This is a genomic window from Corynebacterium propinquum DSM 44285 (assembly GCF_000375525.1).
In the GTDB taxonomy this organism is placed as follows: domain Bacteria; phylum Actinomycetota; class Actinomycetes; order Mycobacteriales; family Mycobacteriaceae; genus Corynebacterium; species Corynebacterium propinquum.
Genome location: NZ_AQXC01000007.1, coordinates 65,656 through 85,457, shown reverse-complemented (window position 1 = coordinate 85,457; position 19,802 = coordinate 65,656). Strand labels below are relative to the sequence as shown.

The 19,802-nt window shown below is 58.1% G+C and carries 19 protein-coding genes and 1 tRNA gene; 6 read left to right on the top strand and 14 right to left on the bottom strand.

The features are described from left to right. The first annotated feature begins 16 nt into the window (after positions 1-16). Positions 17-295: a hypothetical protein gene (locus B142_RS13580; protein ID WP_152671630.1), complete on the top strand. Its 279-nt coding sequence runs from the start codon at positions 17-19 to the stop codon at positions 293-295. 342 nt (positions 296-637) lie between these two features. Here the strand turns inward: B142_RS13580 and B142_RS0107260 are convergent. Then, positions 638-719, bottom strand: a tRNA-Leu gene (locus B142_RS0107260). A gap of 72 nt (positions 720-791) precedes the next feature. Between B142_RS0107260 and B142_RS0107255 the strand changes: the two genes are divergently transcribed. Both B142_RS0107255 and B142_RS0107250 read left to right on the top strand, forming a co-directional pair. Further along, a complete protein-coding gene (locus tag B142_RS0107255; protein ID WP_018120885.1) occupies positions 792-1,229 on the top strand; it encodes a hypothetical protein in 438 nt (145 codons plus the stop codon). Beyond that, on the top strand, positions 1,229-1,591 hold the full coding sequence (locus B142_RS0107250; RefSeq protein WP_018120884.1) for a DUF3817 domain-containing protein: 363 nt from the start codon (positions 1,229-1,231) through the stop codon (positions 1,589-1,591). Before B142_RS0107255 ends, B142_RS0107250 begins: the two co-directional genes overlap by 1 nt. A gap of 97 nt (positions 1,592-1,688) precedes the next feature. On the opposite strand, the gene B142_RS0107245 is transcribed toward B142_RS0107250, so the two are convergent. The 8 genes from B142_RS0107245 to clpS form a co-directional block, all read right to left on the bottom strand. Next, complete coding sequence (locus tag B142_RS0107245) at positions 1,689-2,330, bottom strand: non-canonical purine NTP pyrophosphatase (protein WP_018120883.1); 642 nt, start codon at positions 2,328-2,330, stop codon at positions 1,689-1,691. After that, a complete protein-coding gene (rph, locus tag B142_RS12210; protein ID WP_065420306.1) occupies positions 2,330-3,121 on the bottom strand; it encodes a ribonuclease PH in 792 nt (263 codons plus the stop codon). Before rph ends, B142_RS0107245 begins: the two co-directional genes overlap by 1 nt. Before the next feature lie 31 nt (positions 3,122-3,152). Then, positions 3,153-3,926 (bottom strand): MBL fold metallo-hydrolase, encoded by a 774-nt coding sequence (locus tag B142_RS0107235; protein WP_026167938.1) that lies wholly within the window; start codon positions 3,924-3,926, stop codon positions 3,153-3,155. Between the two features lie 79 nt (positions 3,927-4,005). Beyond that, positions 4,006-4,839: a glutamate racemase gene (gene murI / locus B142_RS12205; RefSeq protein WP_018120879.1), complete on the bottom strand. Its 834-nt coding sequence runs from the start codon at positions 4,837-4,839 to the stop codon at positions 4,006-4,008. Between the two features lie 154 nt (positions 4,840-4,993). Then, on the bottom strand, positions 4,994-5,704 hold the full coding sequence (locus B142_RS12200) for a rhomboid family intramembrane serine protease (protein ID WP_018120878.1): 711 nt from the start codon (positions 5,702-5,704) through the stop codon (positions 4,994-4,996). A 15-nt stretch (positions 5,705-5,719) separates the two neighbouring features. Further along, positions 5,720-6,778 (bottom strand): P1 family peptidase, encoded by a 1,059-nt coding sequence (locus B142_RS0107220; protein ID WP_018120877.1) that lies wholly within the window; start codon positions 6,776-6,778, stop codon positions 5,720-5,722. A gap of 14 nt (positions 6,779-6,792) precedes the next feature. Further along, positions 6,793-7,326, bottom strand: a complete 534-nt coding sequence (locus B142_RS0107215) for a DUF2017 domain-containing protein (RefSeq protein ID WP_018120876.1) — start codon at positions 7,324-7,326, stop codon at positions 6,793-6,795. Positions 7,327-7,377: 51 nt separating this feature from the next. Beyond that, positions 7,378-7,689, bottom strand: a complete 312-nt coding sequence (clpS, locus tag B142_RS0107210) for an ATP-dependent Clp protease adapter ClpS (RefSeq protein WP_026167937.1) — start codon at positions 7,687-7,689, stop codon at positions 7,378-7,380. 218 nt (positions 7,690-7,907) lie between these two features. On the opposite strand from clpS, the gene B142_RS0107205 reads away from it, so the two are divergent. Beyond that, the gene (locus B142_RS0107205; RefSeq protein ID WP_049148541.1) at positions 7,908-9,251 is read left to right on the top strand and encodes a nicotinate phosphoribosyltransferase; all 1,344 of its coding nucleotides are present in this window, start codon (positions 7,908-7,910) and stop codon (positions 9,249-9,251) included. Beyond that, positions 9,252-11,324: an ATP-dependent DNA helicase gene (locus B142_RS0107200; protein ID WP_018120873.1), complete on the top strand. Its 2,073-nt coding sequence runs from the start codon at positions 9,252-9,254 to the stop codon at positions 11,322-11,324. On the opposite strand, the gene serB is transcribed toward B142_RS0107200, so the two are convergent. The 3 genes from serB to nrdF all read right to left on the bottom strand — a co-directional run bounded on the left by serB (position 11,321) and on the right by nrdF (position 16,075). Then, on the bottom strand, positions 11,321-12,565 hold the full coding sequence (gene serB / locus B142_RS0107195) for a phosphoserine phosphatase SerB (RefSeq protein WP_018120872.1): 1,245 nt from the start codon (positions 12,563-12,565) through the stop codon (positions 11,321-11,323). The two genes, B142_RS0107200 and serB, sit on opposite strands and share 4 nt — an antisense overlap. A 353-nt stretch (positions 12,566-12,918) precedes the next feature. After that, a complete protein-coding gene (gene ctaD, locus B142_RS0107185) occupies positions 12,919-14,676 on the bottom strand; it encodes an aa3-type cytochrome oxidase subunit I (protein WP_018120870.1) in 1,758 nt (585 codons plus the stop codon). Positions 14,677-15,091: 415 nt separating this feature from the next. After that, positions 15,092-16,075 carry a class 1b ribonucleoside-diphosphate reductase subunit beta gene (gene nrdF, locus B142_RS0107180; protein WP_018120869.1) on the bottom strand — a complete coding sequence of 328 codons (984 nt, stop codon included), beginning with the start codon at positions 16,073-16,075 and terminating at the stop codon, positions 15,092-15,094. 147 nt (positions 16,076-16,222) lie between these two features. Between nrdF and B142_RS0107175 the strand changes: the two genes are divergently transcribed. Continuing rightward, positions 16,223-17,017: a FadR/GntR family transcriptional regulator gene (locus B142_RS0107175; protein ID WP_018120868.1), complete on the top strand. Its 795-nt coding sequence runs from the start codon at positions 16,223-16,225 to the stop codon at positions 17,015-17,017. Positions 17,018-17,089: 72 nt separating this feature from the next. Here the strand turns inward: B142_RS0107175 and nrdE are convergent, their stop codons facing one another. Both nrdE and nrdI read right to left on the bottom strand, forming a co-directional pair. Next, complete coding sequence (nrdE, locus tag B142_RS0107170) at positions 17,090-19,252, bottom strand: class 1b ribonucleoside-diphosphate reductase subunit alpha (RefSeq protein ID WP_018120867.1); 2,163 nt, start codon at positions 19,250-19,252, stop codon at positions 17,090-17,092. 93 nt (positions 19,253-19,345) lie between these two features. Then, entirely contained in the window at positions 19,346-19,786 is a 441-nt protein-coding gene (nrdI, locus tag B142_RS0107165) for a class Ib ribonucleoside-diphosphate reductase assembly flavoprotein NrdI (RefSeq protein ID WP_018120866.1), read from the bottom strand. Positions 19,787-19,802: the final 16 nt, after the last annotated feature.

The following is a 19,802-nucleotide window of genomic DNA, read 5'->3' as shown; positions in this document are numbered from 1 at the left end:
AGCGCATCAGCATTAAGTGGACGCCAACCGCCTGCGAAGACACGCAAAAATTTTTGCGCAAACAGCCGGAGAAGAAAAAAGAAACTTAAGAAAGCTCTCCGGCTTCTCTCCGAGCAAGGGCCGCAGTATCCCAGTTTTGGGTACGCATGCGATGAGCGGTGTGAAAGCTACGGACGGCTCAACTATTTACATCTCTTATGTGGAAAACCACACCCCGACTGCATGGCGCCTGTACTGGTCGTACTGGGGTAAAAATCAGATTGCCGTTATCTATGCTGGCCCTCACCCCGAGTAGTTACGGGTTTAGCGAATGAGCCAAGTTTTTTGATGAAGTGTCCCAGGTTTTGTTCCGTTTGCGTAGACGGGGAAATCTGGAACATGCCAGGCCGTTGAGCCAAAAATGGGCATTTCTCTGCCTAAGGTCGAGCCGGAATTTTGGATCGGAACCCGTGGGTAACGAGATAATGATAATTAAGGCAGATACCCCAGGAACAACACCCGGGCGATTTCAACCCGGACATTTTTGACCCATTTTTGACCGAGAACGACCCTTCCCGAACCCAAACCGGCCCAAACCAGAAAAACACAAGACCCCCGCCTACATGGCAAAACACCTGGTAACGGGGGTTAAAAATTGTGCGCCCGGTGAGACTTGAACTCACACGTCCGAAGACACTGGAACCTAAATCCAGCGCGTCTGCCAATTCCGCCACGGGCGCTTGCGAAAATATAGTTTAGCGCACACCACGGCTACCGCCAACTCCGGCACCTAGTTCGGTAACCTTGAAGCCGTGAAGGACTCGCAGAATGACAAGCGCACCACCATCCGCGTGCGGTGGTGGCACATCATCCTGCTCGCCATCGTCGTCATCTGTTTCTTCGGGCTGGCCTGGTGGCAATGGACCCGATTCCAATCCGGTTCCGGCACCTTCCAAAACCTCGGCTACGCACTTCAGTGGCCATTATTCGCGGCCTTTGCGGTATTTGCCTACCGTATGATCCTGCGCTACGAAAACGAGAAACTGGCCGAAGAAAATGATCCCGAGACCGACAACCAGCCCTATGTCGCGGATAGACACAAGCTAGAACAACAAGTCACCGCCATCGACGACGACTTCCTGCCCACCCGACGCAACGATAACGTGGAAGCCTTCAATAAACTGGCAGACCCGGCAGCACGTCGTCGGCAAGCGCATCAACAGCATTCAACCCAGAAAAAGGACAGCTAGTGAGCACTCAGAAATCCATCAACCCCGAGCGGCAAAAACGCGTGCGCAGCGCACTGACCATTTTCTCGGCGCTAGCTTTTATCACCGGTTTCTTCCTGCTGTTCTTGGTCGGCCGCATGATCAGCGAATACATCCTGGGCCTTGAGATCCCCGTGTGGGCGCGCTATATCGGCGTTGCCCATGGTTGGGTTTATGCCGGGTTCGTGCTCAGCGTGATCAACCTAGGGCTGAAGGCCCGCTGGGAGCCGGTGAAATGGCTGAGCACCGCCCTATCCGGCGTGGTGCCGTTTTTCTCGTTCTGGATGGAAGCCAAACGTCGCAAAGAAATCACTACTCAATTTCAGCTTGCCGACGTCCGGTAGCAGCTCGGTGGCTGTCAGGTAGCAGTCCGGTGACTGTCTTGGTAAAAGGCAGGCACCTGCGAGTCACTGGCTGGCGTCTATGCCACCCATTCACCATTTAGCGCAACAAATCCGCCAGTGTCGGCACCAGCTGCGCCAACGCCTTGCCCCGGTGCGAGGCGGCGTTTTTCTCTTCCGGGCTTAACTGCGCAGAACTCCGCGCCTGCTCGATGCTGCCGACCTGCGCGATTTCTGTATCCGGGACAAACAGCGGGTCATAACCAAACCCATTTTCCCCGCGCGGGCTGCGCAACAGCTGGCCTTCCCAACGGCCTTCCACCACGTGCTCGGCCCCATCCGGTGTCACCAGCGCGCACACGGACACGAATGCGCAGCTGCGACGCTCATCCGGGACATCAGCAAGCTGGGCCAATAACAATTCGTTATTCGCAGCATCATTGCCGTGCTCGCCACACCAGCGCGCAGACAACGCACCCGGCATGCCGTTGAGCTCGTCGACGGCCAGGCCGGAATCATCCGCGATGGTGATAAGCCCGGTGTTTTTCGCCCCAGCGCGCGCCTTAATCAACGCGTTATAGGCGAAAGTACGGCCGTCTTCCACCGGCTCATCATAGGCCGGGGCATCCGCGGTGCCGATGACCTCGACGTCGCCAAGATCGGCCAATTCCGGGGCCTCGGCGACGATCTTACGCAGCTCAGCCAGTTTCTTCTGGTTATTCGAAGCAACCAGGATGCGCACTAGGCATCGCCTCCCCGCTCGCCATCATGGGCATCTGACTGCGCACCAGCAGCTACAGGTAACGGCTGTGCCAACGCTTTACGCTGCGCCTCGATCAACTCATAGCAGCCTTTTTGCGCAACATCGAGCATCTCGTCCAATTCATCGCGGCCAAAGACGCCGTTTTCACCGGTGCCCTGGATCTCCACGAAATCGCCGTGCGCATCCATCACCACGTTCAGGTCGACTTCCGCACGGGAATCCTCCTCATACGGCAAATCCAGGCACACGTGGCCGTCGATAATGCCCACGGAGATCGCGGCAATCGGATCCAGCAGCGGCTCGCCCGGAACCACACCCTGGTCTTGTAGCACGGCGATGGCGTCGGCAAGCGCCACATAAGCACCAGTGATTGCGGCAGTACGGGTACCACCGTCAGCCTGCAGTACGTCGCAGTCCAGGTTGATGGTGTTCTCGCCCAGCTCGCCCAGATCCACCGCGGCACGCAACGCACGGCCCACCAAGCGGGAAATCTCATGGGTGCGGCCTTTGACTTTGCCGCGCATGGACTCGCGCGGCATGCGCTCGTGGGTAGCAGAAGGCAGCATCGCATACTCGGCGGTCAACCAGCCTTCGCCGGAGAATTTCTTGAAACGCGGCACGCCTTCCGACACCGAAGCCGTACACATCACGCGGGTATTACCGAATTCGACCAACACGGAACCAGCCGGGTTGGAGGTAAAACCACGCGTGATGCGCACTGGGCGCAGTTCGTCAAGGGCACGTTGATCAGCTCGCTGAAAATCAGACATGCCTGCCAGCATACCCGCGCGCGGTGCCGATTTAGAGCGTGTATTCGTTGCCCGGCAAAGCCACCTGGACCGGGCCCGCAAAATAATTTTCCGCCGCCTGCACGGTGGCGGCAGTATCACCCCAGGGCTGCAGGTGCGTCAACACAAGGTTGCGCACCCCGGCTGCGGTAGCCAGTTCACCAGCATCAGCACCGGACATGTGCATACCGGAAACTTTATCTGCTGCGGTGGCACCCCACGCGGCTTCACACAAGAAATATTCGGCGTCGCGCGCGCAATCCACCAAGTCTTCGGTATATGCAGTATCCGCCGAATACGCGATCACCTTGCCGCTGGCGTGATCTTCAATGCGCAGCGCGAAAGTCTCCGTCGGGTGCACGGTGCGATACGGGGTGATCGTGGCTTGTTCAAAAACCTGCGGCACCCCGTGTTGGAAAGGCTGGAACTTGAAAGTATCGGAAAGATCGTCGACCTCGTCCAAGAAATTGCCGCTCATCCGGCCCAGATGCGTGACCGTGTGGCTCGGCCCCAACAGGCGGTGACGTCGACTAGCGCCCCGAGTGGGATGAAAACGACGCCACACCAGCAAACCGGGAAAGTCGCTGCAATGATCTGCATGCATGTGACTCAGTACCATGTGGCAATCGCCGGGCTCGCCGATTTCTTGTAGCGCAGCGAACACGCCGGAACCAAAATCCACCACAATCGGAGGAGCCGAAGGATCACTAAACGTCAGCAAATACCCGCTGGCCGGATTGCCCGGCGCGGGTACCGATCCAGAAGATCCAAGGACTGTGAGTTTCATGACGTCTATCCCAGTTGCATCCCAGCTTCATCACAGCTGTCAGTTAATCGCTGACAACTTTTTACTCGATTCTCATAGTTTAGGCCTTGCCGACGCCCGTTGCAGATTGAGTGACCTCCCCCACACCCAGGCCCAAAAACCGCTGGGAAAGTTCCGCGAATTTCTCTGGATCGCCCGTGGACTCAAAAACGCGCTGTTGATTTTTCCCGGTAGCCAACAGGTCCAACTCGGTCAGCCGCCGCAGCACATCTTTCGCGGTCTCCTCCGCCGACGAGACCAGCGTGACGCTCTCGCCAATCGCCAGCTGCAGCACACCGGATAGCAGCGGATAATGTGTGCAGCCCAGCACGAGCGTGTCGACGCCTGCCGATTGCAGCGGTTCCACATAACCTTGCGCCACCCCCAAAATCTGCCGACCGGAGGTAATACCGCGCTCGACGAAATCCACGAACGACGGGCATGCCACCGCCTGGGCCGTCACCGCCGGGTTGAGCCGGAACATATCTTGATAGGCGCCCGATTTCACGGTTCCTTCGGTACCAATGACGCCGATCTTGCCGTTTCGGGTAGTCGCCATCGCGCGACGTACCGCGGGTTGGATGACCTCGACGACGGGGACGTCGTAACGCTCCCGCGCATCATGCAAGAAAGCTGCGGTGGCGGTGTTGCAGGCGATGACCAGCATTTTGCACCCGCGTTCCACCAGCTCATCGGCGACCCGCTGGGCGTGGCTTCTCACTTGGGCAATCGGCAATGGGCCATAAGGGCCGTGCGCGGTATCACCGATATACAGCACCGATTCATTCGGCAACTGATCCATGATAGTGCGCGCTACCGTCAGCCCACCGACACCGGAGTCAAAAATCCCGATCGGTGCTTCCCGGTCCAGCTCGCGCGGGGTGCGGTTGCTCATGGGCGCAGACAACGTGCTTAGTACGGGGCTTTCGCTGGTGGTCTCGGATGTGCTCACGGGTTGTAGTTTAGCGGCTGCACAAAATCAGGTTACGCAGTCTTGCCGACGCCTGCTGGTAGACAGGAAGTCGTGCGCACACGCCCACTGCCGCTGGCTATTTCGTGTTGCGCACCATGAATCCGGCAATGATGCCGCCGATGAATCCGCACAGGTGCGCCTGCCAGGACACGCCCGGCATCGTCGGGAAGATGCCCCAGATCAATCCCGAGTACACGCTGGCAATGACCACACCGATCGCCAGTTGTGCCATGCTGCGATTGAAAATGCCGCGCACCAACAAGTAGGCAAACCACCCGTAGAGCACACCTGAAGCACCAATATGCACCGTGCCCACGCCACCGATCAGCCACGTGCCCATGCCTGCAACCAGGGTGATGATCAACGTCGATTTCAGCCACACGTGCTTGCCCGAGGCCGCAATCACGAACGTGAATAATGCCCCTGGGATGGTATTAGAAATCAAGTGCGCGAAGTTGCCATGAATCAGCGGCGCCGTAAACACCGTCCACCAGGCGGTGGTATCCAACGGGTGGACTCCGTAAGCCAGCAGCGATCCGCCGAGCACATACTGGTTGACGATATGCACCGCCCAAATCACGACGACGTAGGTCACGGCATAGGATGTGCCCGCTTGTAAACGCTGGCCGACGCCTAGCCGCGCCGGTCCTCCCCCACCGTGGCGGGCCGGTTGGTTCGTGTGATACGGCATCATCCCGCCGGTATGGCCAGGGTTTCCCTGCCCGGTGTAATTCGGGTTGTACTGGCGGAAACTGTCACGGGGTGGTCGGCGAAAACTTGGTTCCATCGGCTGGTCATTCTCCTAATTCGAGGAATTCGCTGGCTTAGCCAGCTGCGAGTACGTCGGCAAGCCGTAACCGGGTTCCGCATGGACCACGGCATGCACGATGGCATCGCAGACCACCTGGGAACTTGCCGCGCACAGGGCAGTCATTGTTTCTGTGGTGATGGCTGTTACTTGCAGAGCTGATTCTTCCGACGCTGTTGAGACTGCAAACAGCGTGTCCCCATCCAACGGGCTATGGGCAGGCCGTACGGCCCAGGAAATCCCATCGTGACCGCACATCGCCAACCTGCGTAACTGCGCTTTGTTGAGCGGCGCGTTGGTAGCGATCACCCCGATGGTGGTATTCAGTGATGCGGCTGGACTGGGCAAATCAGCGAATTTTTCCGGGTCCACGGGTGCGCGCTCCGGGGCACCGAACAATCTGCCGGTAGCTGCATCGACGACCTCACCGACGGGGTTGGCTACCACCGCGGCAGAGACTCGGTAGCCTGCAACTTCCCGGCTGGCTTGGCCAAACCCGCCGCGTAGCTTTCCGGCGGTAGCTCCACAGCCAGCGCCGATGTTGCTTGTCGGTGCTGTACTTGTCGACGTCTTCCTTGTCGATGCTGTGCTTGCCGACGCTGTGCCTGCAGCGCCATCGAAGTTGTCCAACGCACGAGCAGTAGCACGCTGCCCGTCTGCCGCGGTCGGTCGGTGTTGCGGATCACCTACGGCAAGATCAAAAATCACCGCCGCGGGCACGATTGGCACCACTGGCCCATCGCTATCCGGGCCGAAAACGCGAAAACCAGCCCCGCGTGATTCCAACTCCGCCATCGCGCCGTCGGCAGCAGCCAGCCCATACGCAGAACCGCCGGCCAGCACAATCGCTTGTACCGCACCGACGGTATTTTCTGGCGCCAACAAGTCTGTCTCGCGGGTTCCGGGGCCGCCGCCGCGCACATCAACGCTGGCCACCGCGCCTGCGCCAGAACCAGCTGCGGCGAAACTCAGCACACTCACCCCGGTATCACCGAGGCTTACATGCCCGATGCCCACACCGGGGCAAAAGTCCATTTCCGACCGGTTCGACATACGCATCTAGTCTTTTAGTCTTCCATCATGGCGGTGAGCAGCGAATCCTGGTTATACGCCAACCATTCCACCAGCGCATCCCGGTCTGAGATCAGCTCTGAGACTTTCTTATCGGTATTCGCCAGATACAACCGGGCGTCGTTCAGGCCCGCAACAAAGGCCTGCACCTCGGATTCATCCACGCTAATTTCCACACCGTCATTGACCTTTTCGGAGACCAACTGCAGGTTTTGTAGCTTGGCACGCGCAATGTCATTTTCGTGCAACGAACGCAACAGGGAGCGATCGCCGTCGTATTCCTCGTCGCCTTCGCGCTGAAAATCCGGGAACAACCGCGCCAGTGCGGGATCATCCGGCGCTTCTTTGTGGCCGGAAGGCATATCCATCATCTCAGCCAGCTCGTCTTTCGGCGCGGACTGCGCGCGGGCGATAATCGCTTCCACGACAGCGGCGATAATATCGCCCAGGGCTTCACGCTCAATGGGGTCGAGAACGGTCTGGAATTTCGGGCTGCGTCGCAGGCCCTTCTTCTTACGCCACGGTTGCATGGTCTCGAAAGCTCCTCTAGTCCTTAATTGCTCGGAATATCGCGCCGGGGATTAGCCCGCTTGCTGCATCGTCGCCCACAGCCCAGCGGTGTGCAGCTTTTTCACATCGGCTTCCACCTTATCGCGCTCACCGGAGGTCACCACGGCTTTGCCTTCCGAGTGCACCTGCATCATCAGCTCCTGCGCGCGGGATTTCGAATAACCCAGCACGGTTTGGAACACGTAGGTCACATAGCTCATGAGGTTGACGGGGTCATCCCAGACGATGCACATCCACGGCAGGTTCGCACTCGTAGCAACCTCAACGTCAATTTCTTCATCCAGCTCGGGGCTGGCCATTGGGCTCGATGCGTGCACTTCCATGGCGGAGGTTTCTCGTTCTACAGAAACTTCCGACTCGTGAACCTCAGACTTGCGCGTATTCATGATTGCTAGTTTACTGACTCGCCCCCGCGATTTCTGCGTACTAGAAACCCAAACAGCTCAAGAAGTCTGAAACCTCCGGGGCCGATGAACCCGCGCAACCCTCTCAACTCTCTCAAACCTCTCAGCCCTCCCGCAGCCACCAGCCGTCGGCAAGAATGCCGGGTGTATCCTTAGCGAGTGTGAATTCATTGCAGCATCCTGCCGCTTCCACCGCGCTATTAACCGATAAATACGAGCTGACGATGCTCGAAGCCGCGCTTGCCGACGGCACCGCCTTCCGCAACGTCACCTTCGAGGTTTTCACCCGGCGCTTGCCCACCGAGCGCCGCTACGGCATCGTCGCTGGCACGGCGCGAGTGCTGGAAGCAATCCGCGATTTCCGCTTCACTGAAAAACAACTGGAACAGCTCGATTTCCTGCAACCGGAAACCATCGAGTACCTGCGTAATTATCGTTTCCGCGGCCAGGTAGATGGCTACCGCGAAGGCGAGCTCTACTTCCCGTCTTCCCCCATTGTGACGGTCCGCGGGACTTTCGCCGAATGCGTCGTATTGGAAACCGTCGTGCTGTCCATTTTGAACGCGGATTCTGCTGTGGCCTCTGCCGCTGCCCGCATGGTCTGCGCTGCGGATGGGCGCTTCATGCTGGAAATGGGCTCGCGGCGCACCCACGAATACGCTGCGGTCACTGCTGCCCGCGCGGCTTATCTCGCTGGGTTCGACGCCACCTCTAACCTGGAAGCCGCCAGCCGCTATGGCATTCCGGCGCAGGGCACGGCCGCGCACGCATGGACCCTGCTGCACGTCGACGAGAATGGCCAGCCGGATGAAAAATCGGCTTTTGCTGCGCAGGTGCAACGCCACGGTGCATCGACGACGCTGCTGGTCGATACTTTCGATATCACCCAGGGAGTAGAAAACGCGGTCACTGTTGCGGGAACCGAGCTTGGCGGCGTGCGCATCGACTCCGGCGACTTGGGCGCACTAACCCGCCGGGTGCGCAAGCAGCTTGATGGGCTCGGAGCGACCAACACCAAAATCGTGGTCTCTTCTGACCTGGATGAATTCGCCATCGCTGGTTTGCGCGGTGACCCCGTCGATGTCTTCGGCGTCGGCACCTCCGTGGTCACTGGCTCTGGCTCACCGACGGCATCGCTGGTGTACAAGCTGGTGGAAGTCGAGGGCAAACCCGTTTCGAAGCGTTCGTCCGGAAAGGTCTCCGACGGCGGCACCAAAGCCGGCGTGCGCACGTACCGTGAAACCGGAGTGGCGGTAGAAGAAATCATCTACCCGCTTGGCGGCGAGATACCTGCGCATTCCGGTGCAGAAATCCGTGAATTGACGGTTCCGTTGATCCGCGACGGCGAGATCGTCGACGGCTTGGATGACCTGCATACCTCCCGCGAACTAGTCTCAGCAGGCATTGCCAGCCTGCCGTGGGAAGGGTTGGCTTTGGGCCGTGGTGAACCTGCGGTTCCGACGCGTCTGGCTGGGTTCTAAATGGAGTCTGCCAGCACTAGCAACAGCACCGGGAACAACGCCAGCAACGGCACCACCAGCACCGAAGAACTTCTCGCCACTGCCGTGAGCGGTTTCGGTGGTGCAGACCGCCCGGGCCAGCGCCGGATGGCCAACGCCGTCGAATCCGCCCTTGGTTCCGGGCGTCACTTGGCAGTCCAGGCTGGCACCGGAACCGGAAAATCCCTGGCCTACCTGGTCCCGGCGTTTCGCCACGCGCAAGAAACCGATACCTGCGTCATCGTCTCCACCGCGACCCTGGCTTTGCAGCGCCAGCTCATCGAACGCGACCTACCTCGGCTTGCCGACGCCCTGGAGCCGGTGATGGAACGGCGGCCAACGTTCGCAATTATGAAGGGCCGGTCCAACTACCTGTGCATGAACAAAATTGCGCAAGCCCAACTGGAACCGGAATTAGAAGCTGCTGCCGAAGATGCGGCTGCAGCTTCCGGACATACAGCCGAACAAGCTGCCAGCGAAACCCCCGCACGCTCCGGCAACCCGCAACCAATCACCTGGCTAGGCAAACAAATCGCCACCCTGCACAACTGGGCCCAAGAAACCGAGACCGGCGACCGCGATGACCTAGACACCAGCGTCAGCGATGCCGCCTGGCGGCACGTTTCTGTCAGCTCCCAAGAATGCCTCGGCGCTTCGCGCTGCCCACACGGCGTAGAGTGTTTCGCCGAACTCGCCCGCCAGGAAGCCCGCGAAGTCGACGTCGTCGTCACGAACCACGCCATGCTCGCCATCGACGCCATCTCGGAGATCGATACCCTGCCCGAACACGATTGCGTCATCATCGACGAGGCCCACGAACTCGACGCCCGGATTACCTCTGCAACCACAGCGGAACTCTCCCCGCGCTCGCTAACGCTGGCCGCTAATCGCGCCGGGCCGCTTGGCGCGGAAGGCAAGGATTCCCGTTTGAAGGATCTTGCCGAGCAATGGCGGATTACCACAGAAGATCTTCCCGACGGGCGCTGGACGGAATTGGATCAGGCCGCGGATTCAGAACTGAGCGCCATCGCGGAGCTGTTGTCGTCGCTGCGTGCCACCTTGAAAGACGCCCCAGAAGGCGAAGCCACCAACGAACCAGAAACCGCCGCCGAGCGCAATAATCTGCGCAATCACTTGGCCACGCTCGAAGAGACCGTGCACCGGATCCAGGAAGTCTTTGATACCGACGACCCGGCCGCCCAAGACGATGTGGTCTGGTTGGATCGCAATGAGCGCTACGGCGACACACTGCAGGTCGCCCCGCTGTCGGTGGCGGATTTGCTGCGCGATCGGCTCTTCGGCGAAAACACCGTGGTGCTGACCTCTGCCACGCTCACCTTGGGCGGGCGTTTCGACGCCATGGGTGCACAGTGGGGTTTGCCCAAGGGTAAGTGGGACAGCTTGGATGCTGGAACCCCGTTTGATCCGGCAAAGTCCGGGATTTTGTATGCTCCGAAGCATCTGCCGCAGCCGGGCAGAGATGGCCTGGCACCAGAAACACTGGAAGAGATGCGCGAGCTGATCATGGCAGCCGGCGGGCGCACGCTGGGCTTGTTTTCGTCGAAACGCGCAGCAGTGCAGGCGGCCGACGAGTTACGCCCAAAGTTGCCTTTCCCGGTCTATGTGCAGGGCGAGGATTCGATTGGAGCGCTCGTCGAAAAGTTTGCGGCAAAAGAGCACTCGGTGCTGTTTGGCACTTTGACGCTGTGGCAAGGCGTGGACGTGCCCGGCAAGGCGTGCTCGCTGGTGTTGATGGATCGCATCCCGTTTCCGCGGCCCGATAATCCACTGCTGCAAGCGCGCTCGGAGGCAGCCCAGGCAGCGGGACGAAACGGTTTTATGGAGGTCTCTGCTACCCATGCCGCGCTGTTGATGGCGCAGGGTGCGGGACGTTTGTTGCGGTCGGTGACCGACCGCGGTGTGGTCGCGGTTTTGGACAACCGTGTGGTCACGAAACGCTACGGGCAGTTTTTATTATCGTCGCTGCCGCCTTTTTGGCGCACCCAAGATAAAAACACGGTGCTGGGTGCGCTGAAAAGGTTGGTGCAAAGCTAGTCCAGTGCGACGCGACGGTAGCTACCGTCTTCGCGGTCCGAGGTATCGATCTCTGTGCGTGGGATGCCCATGATGTAGAGCACCTCATCCAAAAACGGGTGGCTTACCGACGTATCCGCGATTTCCCGCAACGCGGGCTTCGCATTGAAGGCCACGCCCAGACCAGCGGCAGAGATCATGTCGATGTCATTGGCACCGTCGCCGACAGCCACGGTTTGTGCCATCGTCAGGCCCGAATCAGCCGCAAATTCCGCCAAGAAGTTTGCTTTCGCGGCCCGATCCACTACTTGTCCGATCACCCGGCCGGTGAGCTTGCCGTTTTCAATCTCCAGGGTGTTGGCCCGCACGTAATCCAGCTCAAGTTCTTCCGCGAGATCCTCCAAGACCTGAATAAAGCCACCAGAGACCACCGCAGTGCGGTAGCCCATGCGGTTCAGCGTGCGCAGCGTGGTGCGCGCACCTGGGGTTAGTTCGATGGCGTCAGCAACTTCCTGCACCACGGAGGCATCCAATCCGGCCAGTGCTTTCACTCGCTCACGCAGCGATTCTTCAAAGTCCAGCTCACCGCGCATCGCGCGCTCGGTCACCTCTGCTACTTCCGCTTCCCTTCCCGCGTGTGCAGCCAACATTTCGATGACCTCACCGGTAATCAACGTGGAATCGCAGTCGAAGCAGACCAGTCGTTTACCGCGACGCGCCAAGCCAGCACGCTCGATAGCGATATCGACGCCCAGGTTGCTGGTCAGTTGCGCTAAAGCGGCGCGAAGGTTTTCACTAGCACCTGGTGCTGGGTTGGCCACCGAGACGAAAATTTCTAGCCCGGTCACTGGATAATCGGCGATGCCGCGCATGCGGTCGATATTCGCGCCGTGCTTCGCCAAGGTCGCACCAATCGCCGAGATCGCCTGTGCCGTGACCGGATTACCTAACACCACCACCACGTGGGTGGAACGCGGGGCAGGCGCAGGAGTCCCTTCGTCCGTAGCCGAATACTCAATGGTCACCTGCTGGCCCAGCGGGGTTAATGCATCAGTCAGTGTCTCGGATAGTTCTGCGAAATATTCGTCTTTGATTCCGGTGAATGCTGCCAGTTGCAAATGGCCCAAGAATTCCGACTGCTGTACGTCCAAGAGCTGGACACCATAATGAGCGAGCACGCGGAAAAATTCCGCGGAGACACCTTTTTGGTCTTTGCCGCTGACGATCACTACGGCAGAACGAAGCCCCTCCTGCAAACGCACGGTGGGTTCAACTTTCGTACCCACCGTGGCCGCCGTGGCGGCCGTAGCCGTCGTAGCCGCCGCGGGTGTTATAGCCGTCGTGTGCGTCGTGCTGGGCTCTGATTGGTTCACAGGTTCCTCAATTCTGTTACGCGATAACGAAATGTTGCCGGTCCGGCCGTTTCTAGAATAAGCGAAACCCCCGCTGCCCACTAGGAGTGGATGGGCGCGGGGGTTGGCTTGTTAGCAGGTACTAGTTGGTGCTGGCGCAACCGCTGTGGCTGATTTGTCCAGAACCATACTGTTTAATTCTGCTGTGCCTATGTGCAACGCGAGAACGTGTTTTCCGCTCGCTCTAGCATTGCTTGTATGCATTAGCTTTTGGCGTGTGCACCTGCCGGTTGTGCAACCTGACGTGGGTCTTCGTGTGCTCCGGACTCGTGAGCACCAGAGTGTGCTTCGGCGCGCATACGCTCGACCATGTGCGGGTAGTGCAGCTCGAATGCTGGACGCTCCGAACGGATGCGTGGCATCGACACGAAGTTGTGGCGTGGTGGTGGGCACGAGGTTGCCCACTCCAGGGAGTTGCCGTAGCCCCATGGATCGTCGACGGTGACGACCTCACCGTAGCGCCAGGACTTAAAGACATTCCATACCAGTGGGATAACAGAGGCACCCAGTACGAAGGCGAAGACGGTGGAGATCTGGTTGTAGATGGTGAATCCGTCAGAGTCCAGGTAGTCAGCGTAACGACGTGGCATACCCATGTTGCCGACCCAGTGCTGCACCAGGAAGGTGCCGTGGAAGCCGATGAAGGTCAACCAGAAGTGAATCTTGCCGAGGCGCTCGTCCAGCATACGACCGGTCATCTTCGGGAACCAGAAGTACAGACCCGCGAAGGCGGAGAACACAACGGTACCGAACAGGGTGTAGTGGAAGTGAGCGATCAGGAAGTAGGACTCTGCCAGGTGGAAATCCAGTGGTGGCGAAGCCAGCATGACACCGGTCATACCACCGAACAGGAAGGTGGTCAGGAAGCCCATGGCCCAGATCATTGGGGTTTCCCAGGTGATGTGGCCCTTCCACATGGTGCCGACCCAGTTGAAGAACTTCATACCGGTTGGGATGGCGATCAGGAAGGTCATGAACGAGAAGAACGGCAGCAAGATGGCGCCGGTAACGAACATGTGGTGTGCCCACACTGCCATCGACATACCACCGATGGACAGCGTCGCGAAGACCAAGCCGATGTAGCCGAAGACTGGCTTGCGGGAAAAGACTGGAACGATCTCGGAGATCACACCGAAGAATGGGATCGCCAGAACGTACACCTCTGGGTGGCCGAAGAACCAGAACAGGTGCTGCCACAGGATGGCGCCACCGTTGGCAGGCTCGTAGATGTGGCCGCCGAGCTGGCGGTCATACAAAACACCCAGTGCGGCAGCGGTCAGAACTGGGAAGATCATCAGCGCCAGGATGGCAGCAACCATGATGGTCCAGCAGAACACTGGCATACGGAACATGGTCATGCCCGGTGCGCGCAGAGTCAGCAGGGTGGTCAGCATGTTCACGGCCGAAGCGATGGTACCGACACCGGTAGCACCAACACCGACGATCCAGAAGTCAGCGCCCAAACCTGGGGTGTGGATCGAGTCCGCCAAAGGCATGTACATCGTCCAACCGAAGTCAGCGGCACCACCTGGGGTCAGGAACCCGGCCAGCATGACGAAGCCACCGATGGTGGTGATCCAGAAACCAAAAGCGTTCAGCCGTGGGAAAGCCACATCCGGTGCGCCGATCTGCAGCGGCAGGATGTAGTTAGCGAAACCCCACACAACCGGGGTAGCGAACAGCAGCAGCATCACGGTGCCGTGCATAGTGAACAGCTGGTTGAACTGCTCGTTGGACAGCATCTGCAGGCCAGGGGTGAACAATTCGGCACGGATCAACAGTGCCATCAAACCACCGAGGAAGAAGAAGCTGAAGGACATGATCAAGTACATGATGCCCAGCTGCTTGTGGTCGGTGGTTGAAAGAATTGTCAAAGCCTTAGACCCGGTGCGTTCATGCCCCGTTGGCTGGGGGCGAGTTGGCTCGACATAATCATCAAGCCGTGGCGCCACAGCGGTCATAATTCCTCCTAATTACGAAAGCATTTGCCGCGCCAGCAGCACCGCTCTTGAGAGCACGCTGAAGGTGCAGAAAATGCCAATTAATTACGTGTATTTATATTAGGTCACTGCGAGCTTTTTAGGTAACCACTGAGTGTTTTTGTTTCTGTGCTCGCCACGGCATCAATCAGCCGGTTTACCTAGCCTTAGCCAGGCTCTTTTCGATGACTACTCCCCCACCGCCACGGTTATTGTCCCTATAGACGGCTTAAGTGCGAGAACGCGAAAANCCCCNCCAGCCATACCGGGTCAGGCGACTAGGTCTGAAGCACATGCTTCGTGAGCCACCCCACTGTGACTGTTGAGGTTTGTGTGAAAAGTTCGACTTTCCGGAACTCATCCGTTCCCCCGGTTGGTGTCAAACTTTCGACGGGTCTTAGAAATCCCAATCGTCGTCGGTTGTCAGCTCCGCTTTGCCCATGACATAAGAGGAACCGGAACCGGAGAAGAAATCGTGGTTTTCGTCGGCATTCGGCGCCAACGCCGACAAGATTTCTGGGGACACGCGAGTCTCATCAGCCGGGAACATGCCCTCGTAACCGAGGTTATTCAGCGCCTTGTTCGCGTTGTAGCGCAAGAAACGCTTGACGTCTTCGGTCCAGCCGAGCTCGTCGTAAAGATCCTCGGTGTACTGCATCTCGTTTTCGTAGAGTTCATAGAGAAGCTCGAAGGTGTAGTTCTTGAGCTCTTCCTGACGCTCTGGCGATTGCTTTTTCACCGACTGCTGGTACTTGTAGCCAATGTAATAACCGTGTACGGCCTCGTCGCGAATGATCAACCGGATGATATCCGCGGTGTTCGTCAGCTTCGCACGCGAGGACCAATACATGGGCAAGTAGAACCCGGAATAAAACAGGAACGATTCCAGGATCGTCGAAGCTACCTTGCGCTTGTCCGGATCATCGCCGTGGTAGTAGTCCAACACGATGCGTGCCTTGCGCTGCAGACGCTCGTTTTCTTCCGACCAGCGGAACGCGTCATTGATCATCGGTGTCGGCGCCAACGTCATGAAGATATTGGAATACGATTTCGCGTGCACCGATTCCATGAACGCGATGTTCGTCATCACGGCTTCTTCATGCTGCGTTTGGCAATCCGGCAGCATGCTCACCGCACCAACGGTGCCTTGGATGGTGTCCAGCAGCGTCAAGCCGGTAAAGACCCGCATGGTGGTCTCTTTTTCTTTTTCCGTCAGCGTCTTCCACGTCGGAATATCGTTGGATACCGGAACCTTTTCTGGCAACCAGAAGTTACCGGTCAGTCGATCCCAGACTTCCTGATCCTTATCGTCCGGGATAGTGTTCCAGTTGATGGCTTTGACCGGCTTGTTCGGGTCAATATGCGCAGTACCAGGAGCCATGGGAGCCCTTCCTCCGTCGCGGATGTGTGCAGTAAAATTGGGCTCGAATACTACGGGTGCACGAGCCCAATCTCTCCTTACTAATCTAGCCGGTTGCTCGCCTCCGTGACGAACTCCCAGCCAACCACCACCAGCCAAACCACAACGATGAAAGGCAAATCACCTGTGACCTCGCCGACCCATCCCCACGGTGCGACTGCTCCCACCCCACTGCTGGGCTCGGTCTTTGATGAACTCGGTCGGGAAATAGTCGCCGGTGAACACGCCGTAGGTTCGCACTTCACGCTGCAGTCCATCTGTGAGCGCTTTGGAATTTCACGCACCGTGGCTCGGGAAACCATGCGGGCACTCGAACATGTCGGGCTGGTGGAATCCGGCAGGCGAGTCGGCATCACGGTGCTGGAACAGCAACACTGGGCGTTATTTGATCCTGCGGTGATCAGCTGGCGGTTGGCAGCTTCCAATCAGAGGGGCGCACAGTTGTCTTCACTCAATGAACTCCGCATGGCGATAGAACCGGTTGCAGCACGGCAAGCCGCCGAGCACGCGAGTGCCGAGCAGCGCGTAGAAATCCTAGAATTAGCCGAACGGTTACTGCAGTTAGCAAGAAAGCCAGCCGAAGCGGGCTCAAAAACGAGCACAGAAACGGGCACAGAGCAAGACTCTGAGCACGACTCTGCTGCAGAGTTTTTGGAAACGGATCTTCGCTTCCATTCGCTGCTCTTGCAGGCTTCCGGCAACGAAATGTTCGCAGCGCTCGTCCCGGTATTTTTTGCAGTCCACAGCGGCAAGACCGTTTTTGGTGTGGATTCTGATAAACCAGTGGCCAACACCCTAGATCTGCACCAGGAGTTGGCCCAATACGTCAGCGACGGCGACGGCATCCACGCCGAACGCACCTCGCACGCGTTACTGCACGAGGTGGCGCGTTCGCTGGAATAACCCGTAAACCAGCAGACCCGCGAACCAGCAGCTAGGCCACTATCCGACCTGCTACTGCGGCGAGGGCAAGCCCTACAGCATGCAGGAAACGCAACCTTCGACCTCGGTGCCTTCCAGTGCTTGCTGGCGTAGCCGGATGTAGTACAGCGTCTTGATGCCCTTGCGCCATGCATAAATTTGCGCTTTGTTGATATCACGCGTGGTCACGGTATCGGTAAAGAACAGCGTCAACGACAGGCCTTGGTCTACATATTTTGTGGCCTCGGCGTAGGTGTCGATGATCTTTTCATAGCCGATTTCGTAGGAGTCCTGGAAGTACTCTTGGTTATCGTTATCCATGTGCGGCGCCGGGTAATACACACGGCCGACTTTGCCTTCCTTGCGGATCTCAATCTTCGACGCGATCGGATGGATCGACGACGTCGAGTTGTTGATGTAGGAAATCGAGCCTGTCGGCGGCACTGCCTGCAAGTTGCGGTTGTACAAGCCATGCTTGGCGACGTCGTGCTTCAGCTGTGCCCAGTCCTCCGCGCTCGGGGTGGTGATCGACGACTTCGCGAAAAGCTCTTTGACCTTGTCGGTCTTTGGAGCAAACTCCGCCGGGTCGTAGCTGTCGAAGAAAACGCCACTGGCGTAGTCAGATTCTGGGAATTCCGCGAAGTACTCGCCACGTTCACGCGCTAGCTTGTTCGACGCCTTCAGGCAGGCATACATGACGGACGCGAAATACGCGTTGGTGAAATCCAGTGCTTCTTCGGAGCCATAGTAGATGTGCTCGCGGCCCAAGTAGCCGTGCAGGTTCATCTGCCCCAGGCCGATGGCGTGCGAGCTGTTGTTGCCCTCGCGCACAGACGGTACGGAATCGATGGAGGTCTTATCAGCCACCGCGGTCAACGCGCGGATAGCCATCTCGATGGTCTTCTCGAAATCCTGCGAGTCCATGGCTTTCGCGATATTCAGCGAACCAAGGTTGCAGGAAATATCGTGGCCGATGGAATCATACGTCAGATCGGCATTCAGCACCGAGGGGCTGTTAACCTGCAGAATTTCCGAGCACAAGTTGGACATGTTGATCCGACCGGTCTTGACCGGGTTCGCACGGTTGACCGTATCTTCAAACATGATATACGGGTAACCGGACTCAAACTGCAGCTCAGCGATGGTCTGGAACAGGTGGCGCGCATTGATCTTGGACTTGCGGATGCGCGGGTCTTCAACCATGTCTTCGTAGTGCTCGGTAATCGAGATATCCGCGAACGGTTTACCGTAGACACGTTCGACGTCATACGGCGAGAACAAATACATGTCCTCATTGCGCTTAGCCAGCTCGAAGGTGATATCGGGAATCACCACGCCGACGGACAGCGTCTTGATGCGGATTTTCTCGTCCGCGTTTTCGCGCTTGGTGTCCAAAAACGACAGAATGTCAGGGTGGTGTGCGTTGAGGTACACTGCACCCGCCCCCTGGCGTGCGCCGAGCTGGTTGGCGTAGGAAAACGCGTCTTCCAACAGCTTCATCACTGGGATCACACCGGAAGACTGGTTCTCAATGTGCTTGATCGGTGCGCCGGATTCGCGAACGTTCGACAGCAGCAGCGCCACGCCTCCGCCGCGCTTGGACAGCTGCAGGGCGGAGTTGATGGAACGGCCGATCGATTCCATATTGTCTTCGATACGCAGCAAGAAGCACGAAACCAGCTCACCGCGCTGGGCCTTGCCTGCATTCAAAAACGTCGGGGTGGCCGGCTGAAAACGCCCCGACATGATCTCATCGACCATGGCCTTGGCAATCTCCTCGTCGCCGTCGGCAAGAAACAGCGCGGTCATGGATACGCGGTCTTCAAAACGCTCCAGGTAACGACGACCGTCAAATGTCTTCAGCGTATAGCTGGTGTAGTACTTGTAGGCGCCCAAAAAAGTCTGGAAACGGAATTTGTATCCATAGGCCTGCTTGAACAGCGATTTGATGAACTCGAAGTCATACTGCTCGATCACAGCCGGGTCGTAATAGGCGTTGTCTACCAAGTAATCAATTTTTTCTTCCAGGTCATGAAAGAACACGGTGTTCTGGTTGACGTGCTGGATGAAGTATTGGTTCGCCGCTTCGCGGTCCTTATCGAACTGGATCTGTCCGTTTTCGTCATAAAGGTTCAGCAACGCGTTCAGCGCATGGTAGTCGAGCTGCTGATCGGTGTTGACGGGTTCGGCGACGGTTCTGCCGACGTGAGTGGTCACGGAAAACCTTCCTGCTTGTTGTCCTGCTTGTTGGTCCTGTTGCACGAGCGTGCAATTACTCAGTGTGTGTGTAACTGGAGGGTGTATATGAAGTTAGGATGCGAGACCTTCTACTAAGCCAAGCCGGTGGGCGTTGTTATCTAGGCCTTGCCGGACGAGCTCCACGTCTTCTGCGGTGCCCATGAGTTCGAAGCGGTAGACATACGGCACGTTGCACTTGGCAGCAATGATGTCTCCTGCTTTGCCGTAATCGGCACCGAAGTTGCTGTTGCCACCAGAGATGACAGCACGCAAATATTTGCGGTTGTCCGGATCATTCAAGAATTTAATGACCTGCGGCGGAACCGGCTTGGCGGTGCCTCGAGTCAACGAAACCCCTCCCCCATAGGTTGGGCACACCAGCACGAACGGCTCATCGACACTGAGGTGACCTTCTTGTGCCGGGCGCAGCGGAATGCGTTTGGAGCGATAGCCTAGCTTGTCGACGAATCGCTTGGTGTTTTCCGTCGTGGAAGAAAAGTACACGATCAACATCGTGGGCCTTACTCCT

Coding starts and splice junctions, on each gene's coding strand:
- ctaD (WP_018120870.1), bottom strand. CDS start 14,676: ATGACCGCTGTGGCGCCACGGCTTGATGATTATGTCGAGCCAACTCGC.
- B142_RS0107235 (WP_026167938.1), bottom strand. CDS start 3,926: ATGAAACTCACAGTCCTTGGATCTTCTGGATCGGTACCCGCGCCGGGC.
- B142_RS0107215 (WP_018120876.1), bottom strand. CDS start 7,326: ATGCAACCGTGGCGTAAGAAGAAGGGCCTGCGACGCAGCCCGAAATTC.
- B142_RS0107205 (WP_049148541.1), top strand. CDS start 7,908: ATGCCGGGTGTATCCTTAGCGAGTGTGAATTCATTGCAGCATCCTGCC.
- nrdI (WP_018120866.1), bottom strand. CDS start 19,786: ATGTTGATCGTGTACTTTTCTTCCACGACGGAAAACACCAAGCGATTC.
- nrdF (WP_018120869.1), bottom strand. CDS start 16,075: ATGGCTCCTGGTACTGCGCATATTGACCCGAACAAGCCGGTCAAAGCC.
- clpS (WP_026167937.1), bottom strand. CDS start 7,689: ATGGAAGTGCACGCATCGAGCCCAATGGCCAGCCCCGAGCTGGATGAA.
- B142_RS0107220 (WP_018120877.1), bottom strand. CDS start 6,778: ATGTCGAACCGGTCGGAAATGGACTTTTGCCCCGGTGTGGGCATCGGG.
- B142_RS12200 (WP_018120878.1), bottom strand. CDS start 5,704: ATGGAACCAAGTTTTCGCCGACCACCCCGTGACAGTTTCCGCCAGTAC.
- B142_RS0107175 (WP_018120868.1), top strand. CDS start 16,223: ATGAAAGGCAAATCACCTGTGACCTCGCCGACCCATCCCCACGGTGCG.
- rph (WP_065420306.1), bottom strand. CDS start 3,121: ATGTCTGATTTTCAGCGAGCTGATCAACGTGCCCTTGACGAACTGCGC.
- B142_RS0107200 (WP_018120873.1), top strand. CDS start 9,252: ATGGAGTCTGCCAGCACTAGCAACAGCACCGGGAACAACGCCAGCAAC.
- murI (WP_018120879.1), bottom strand. CDS start 4,839: ATGAGCAACCGCACCCCGCGCGAGCTGGACCGGGAAGCACCGATCGGG.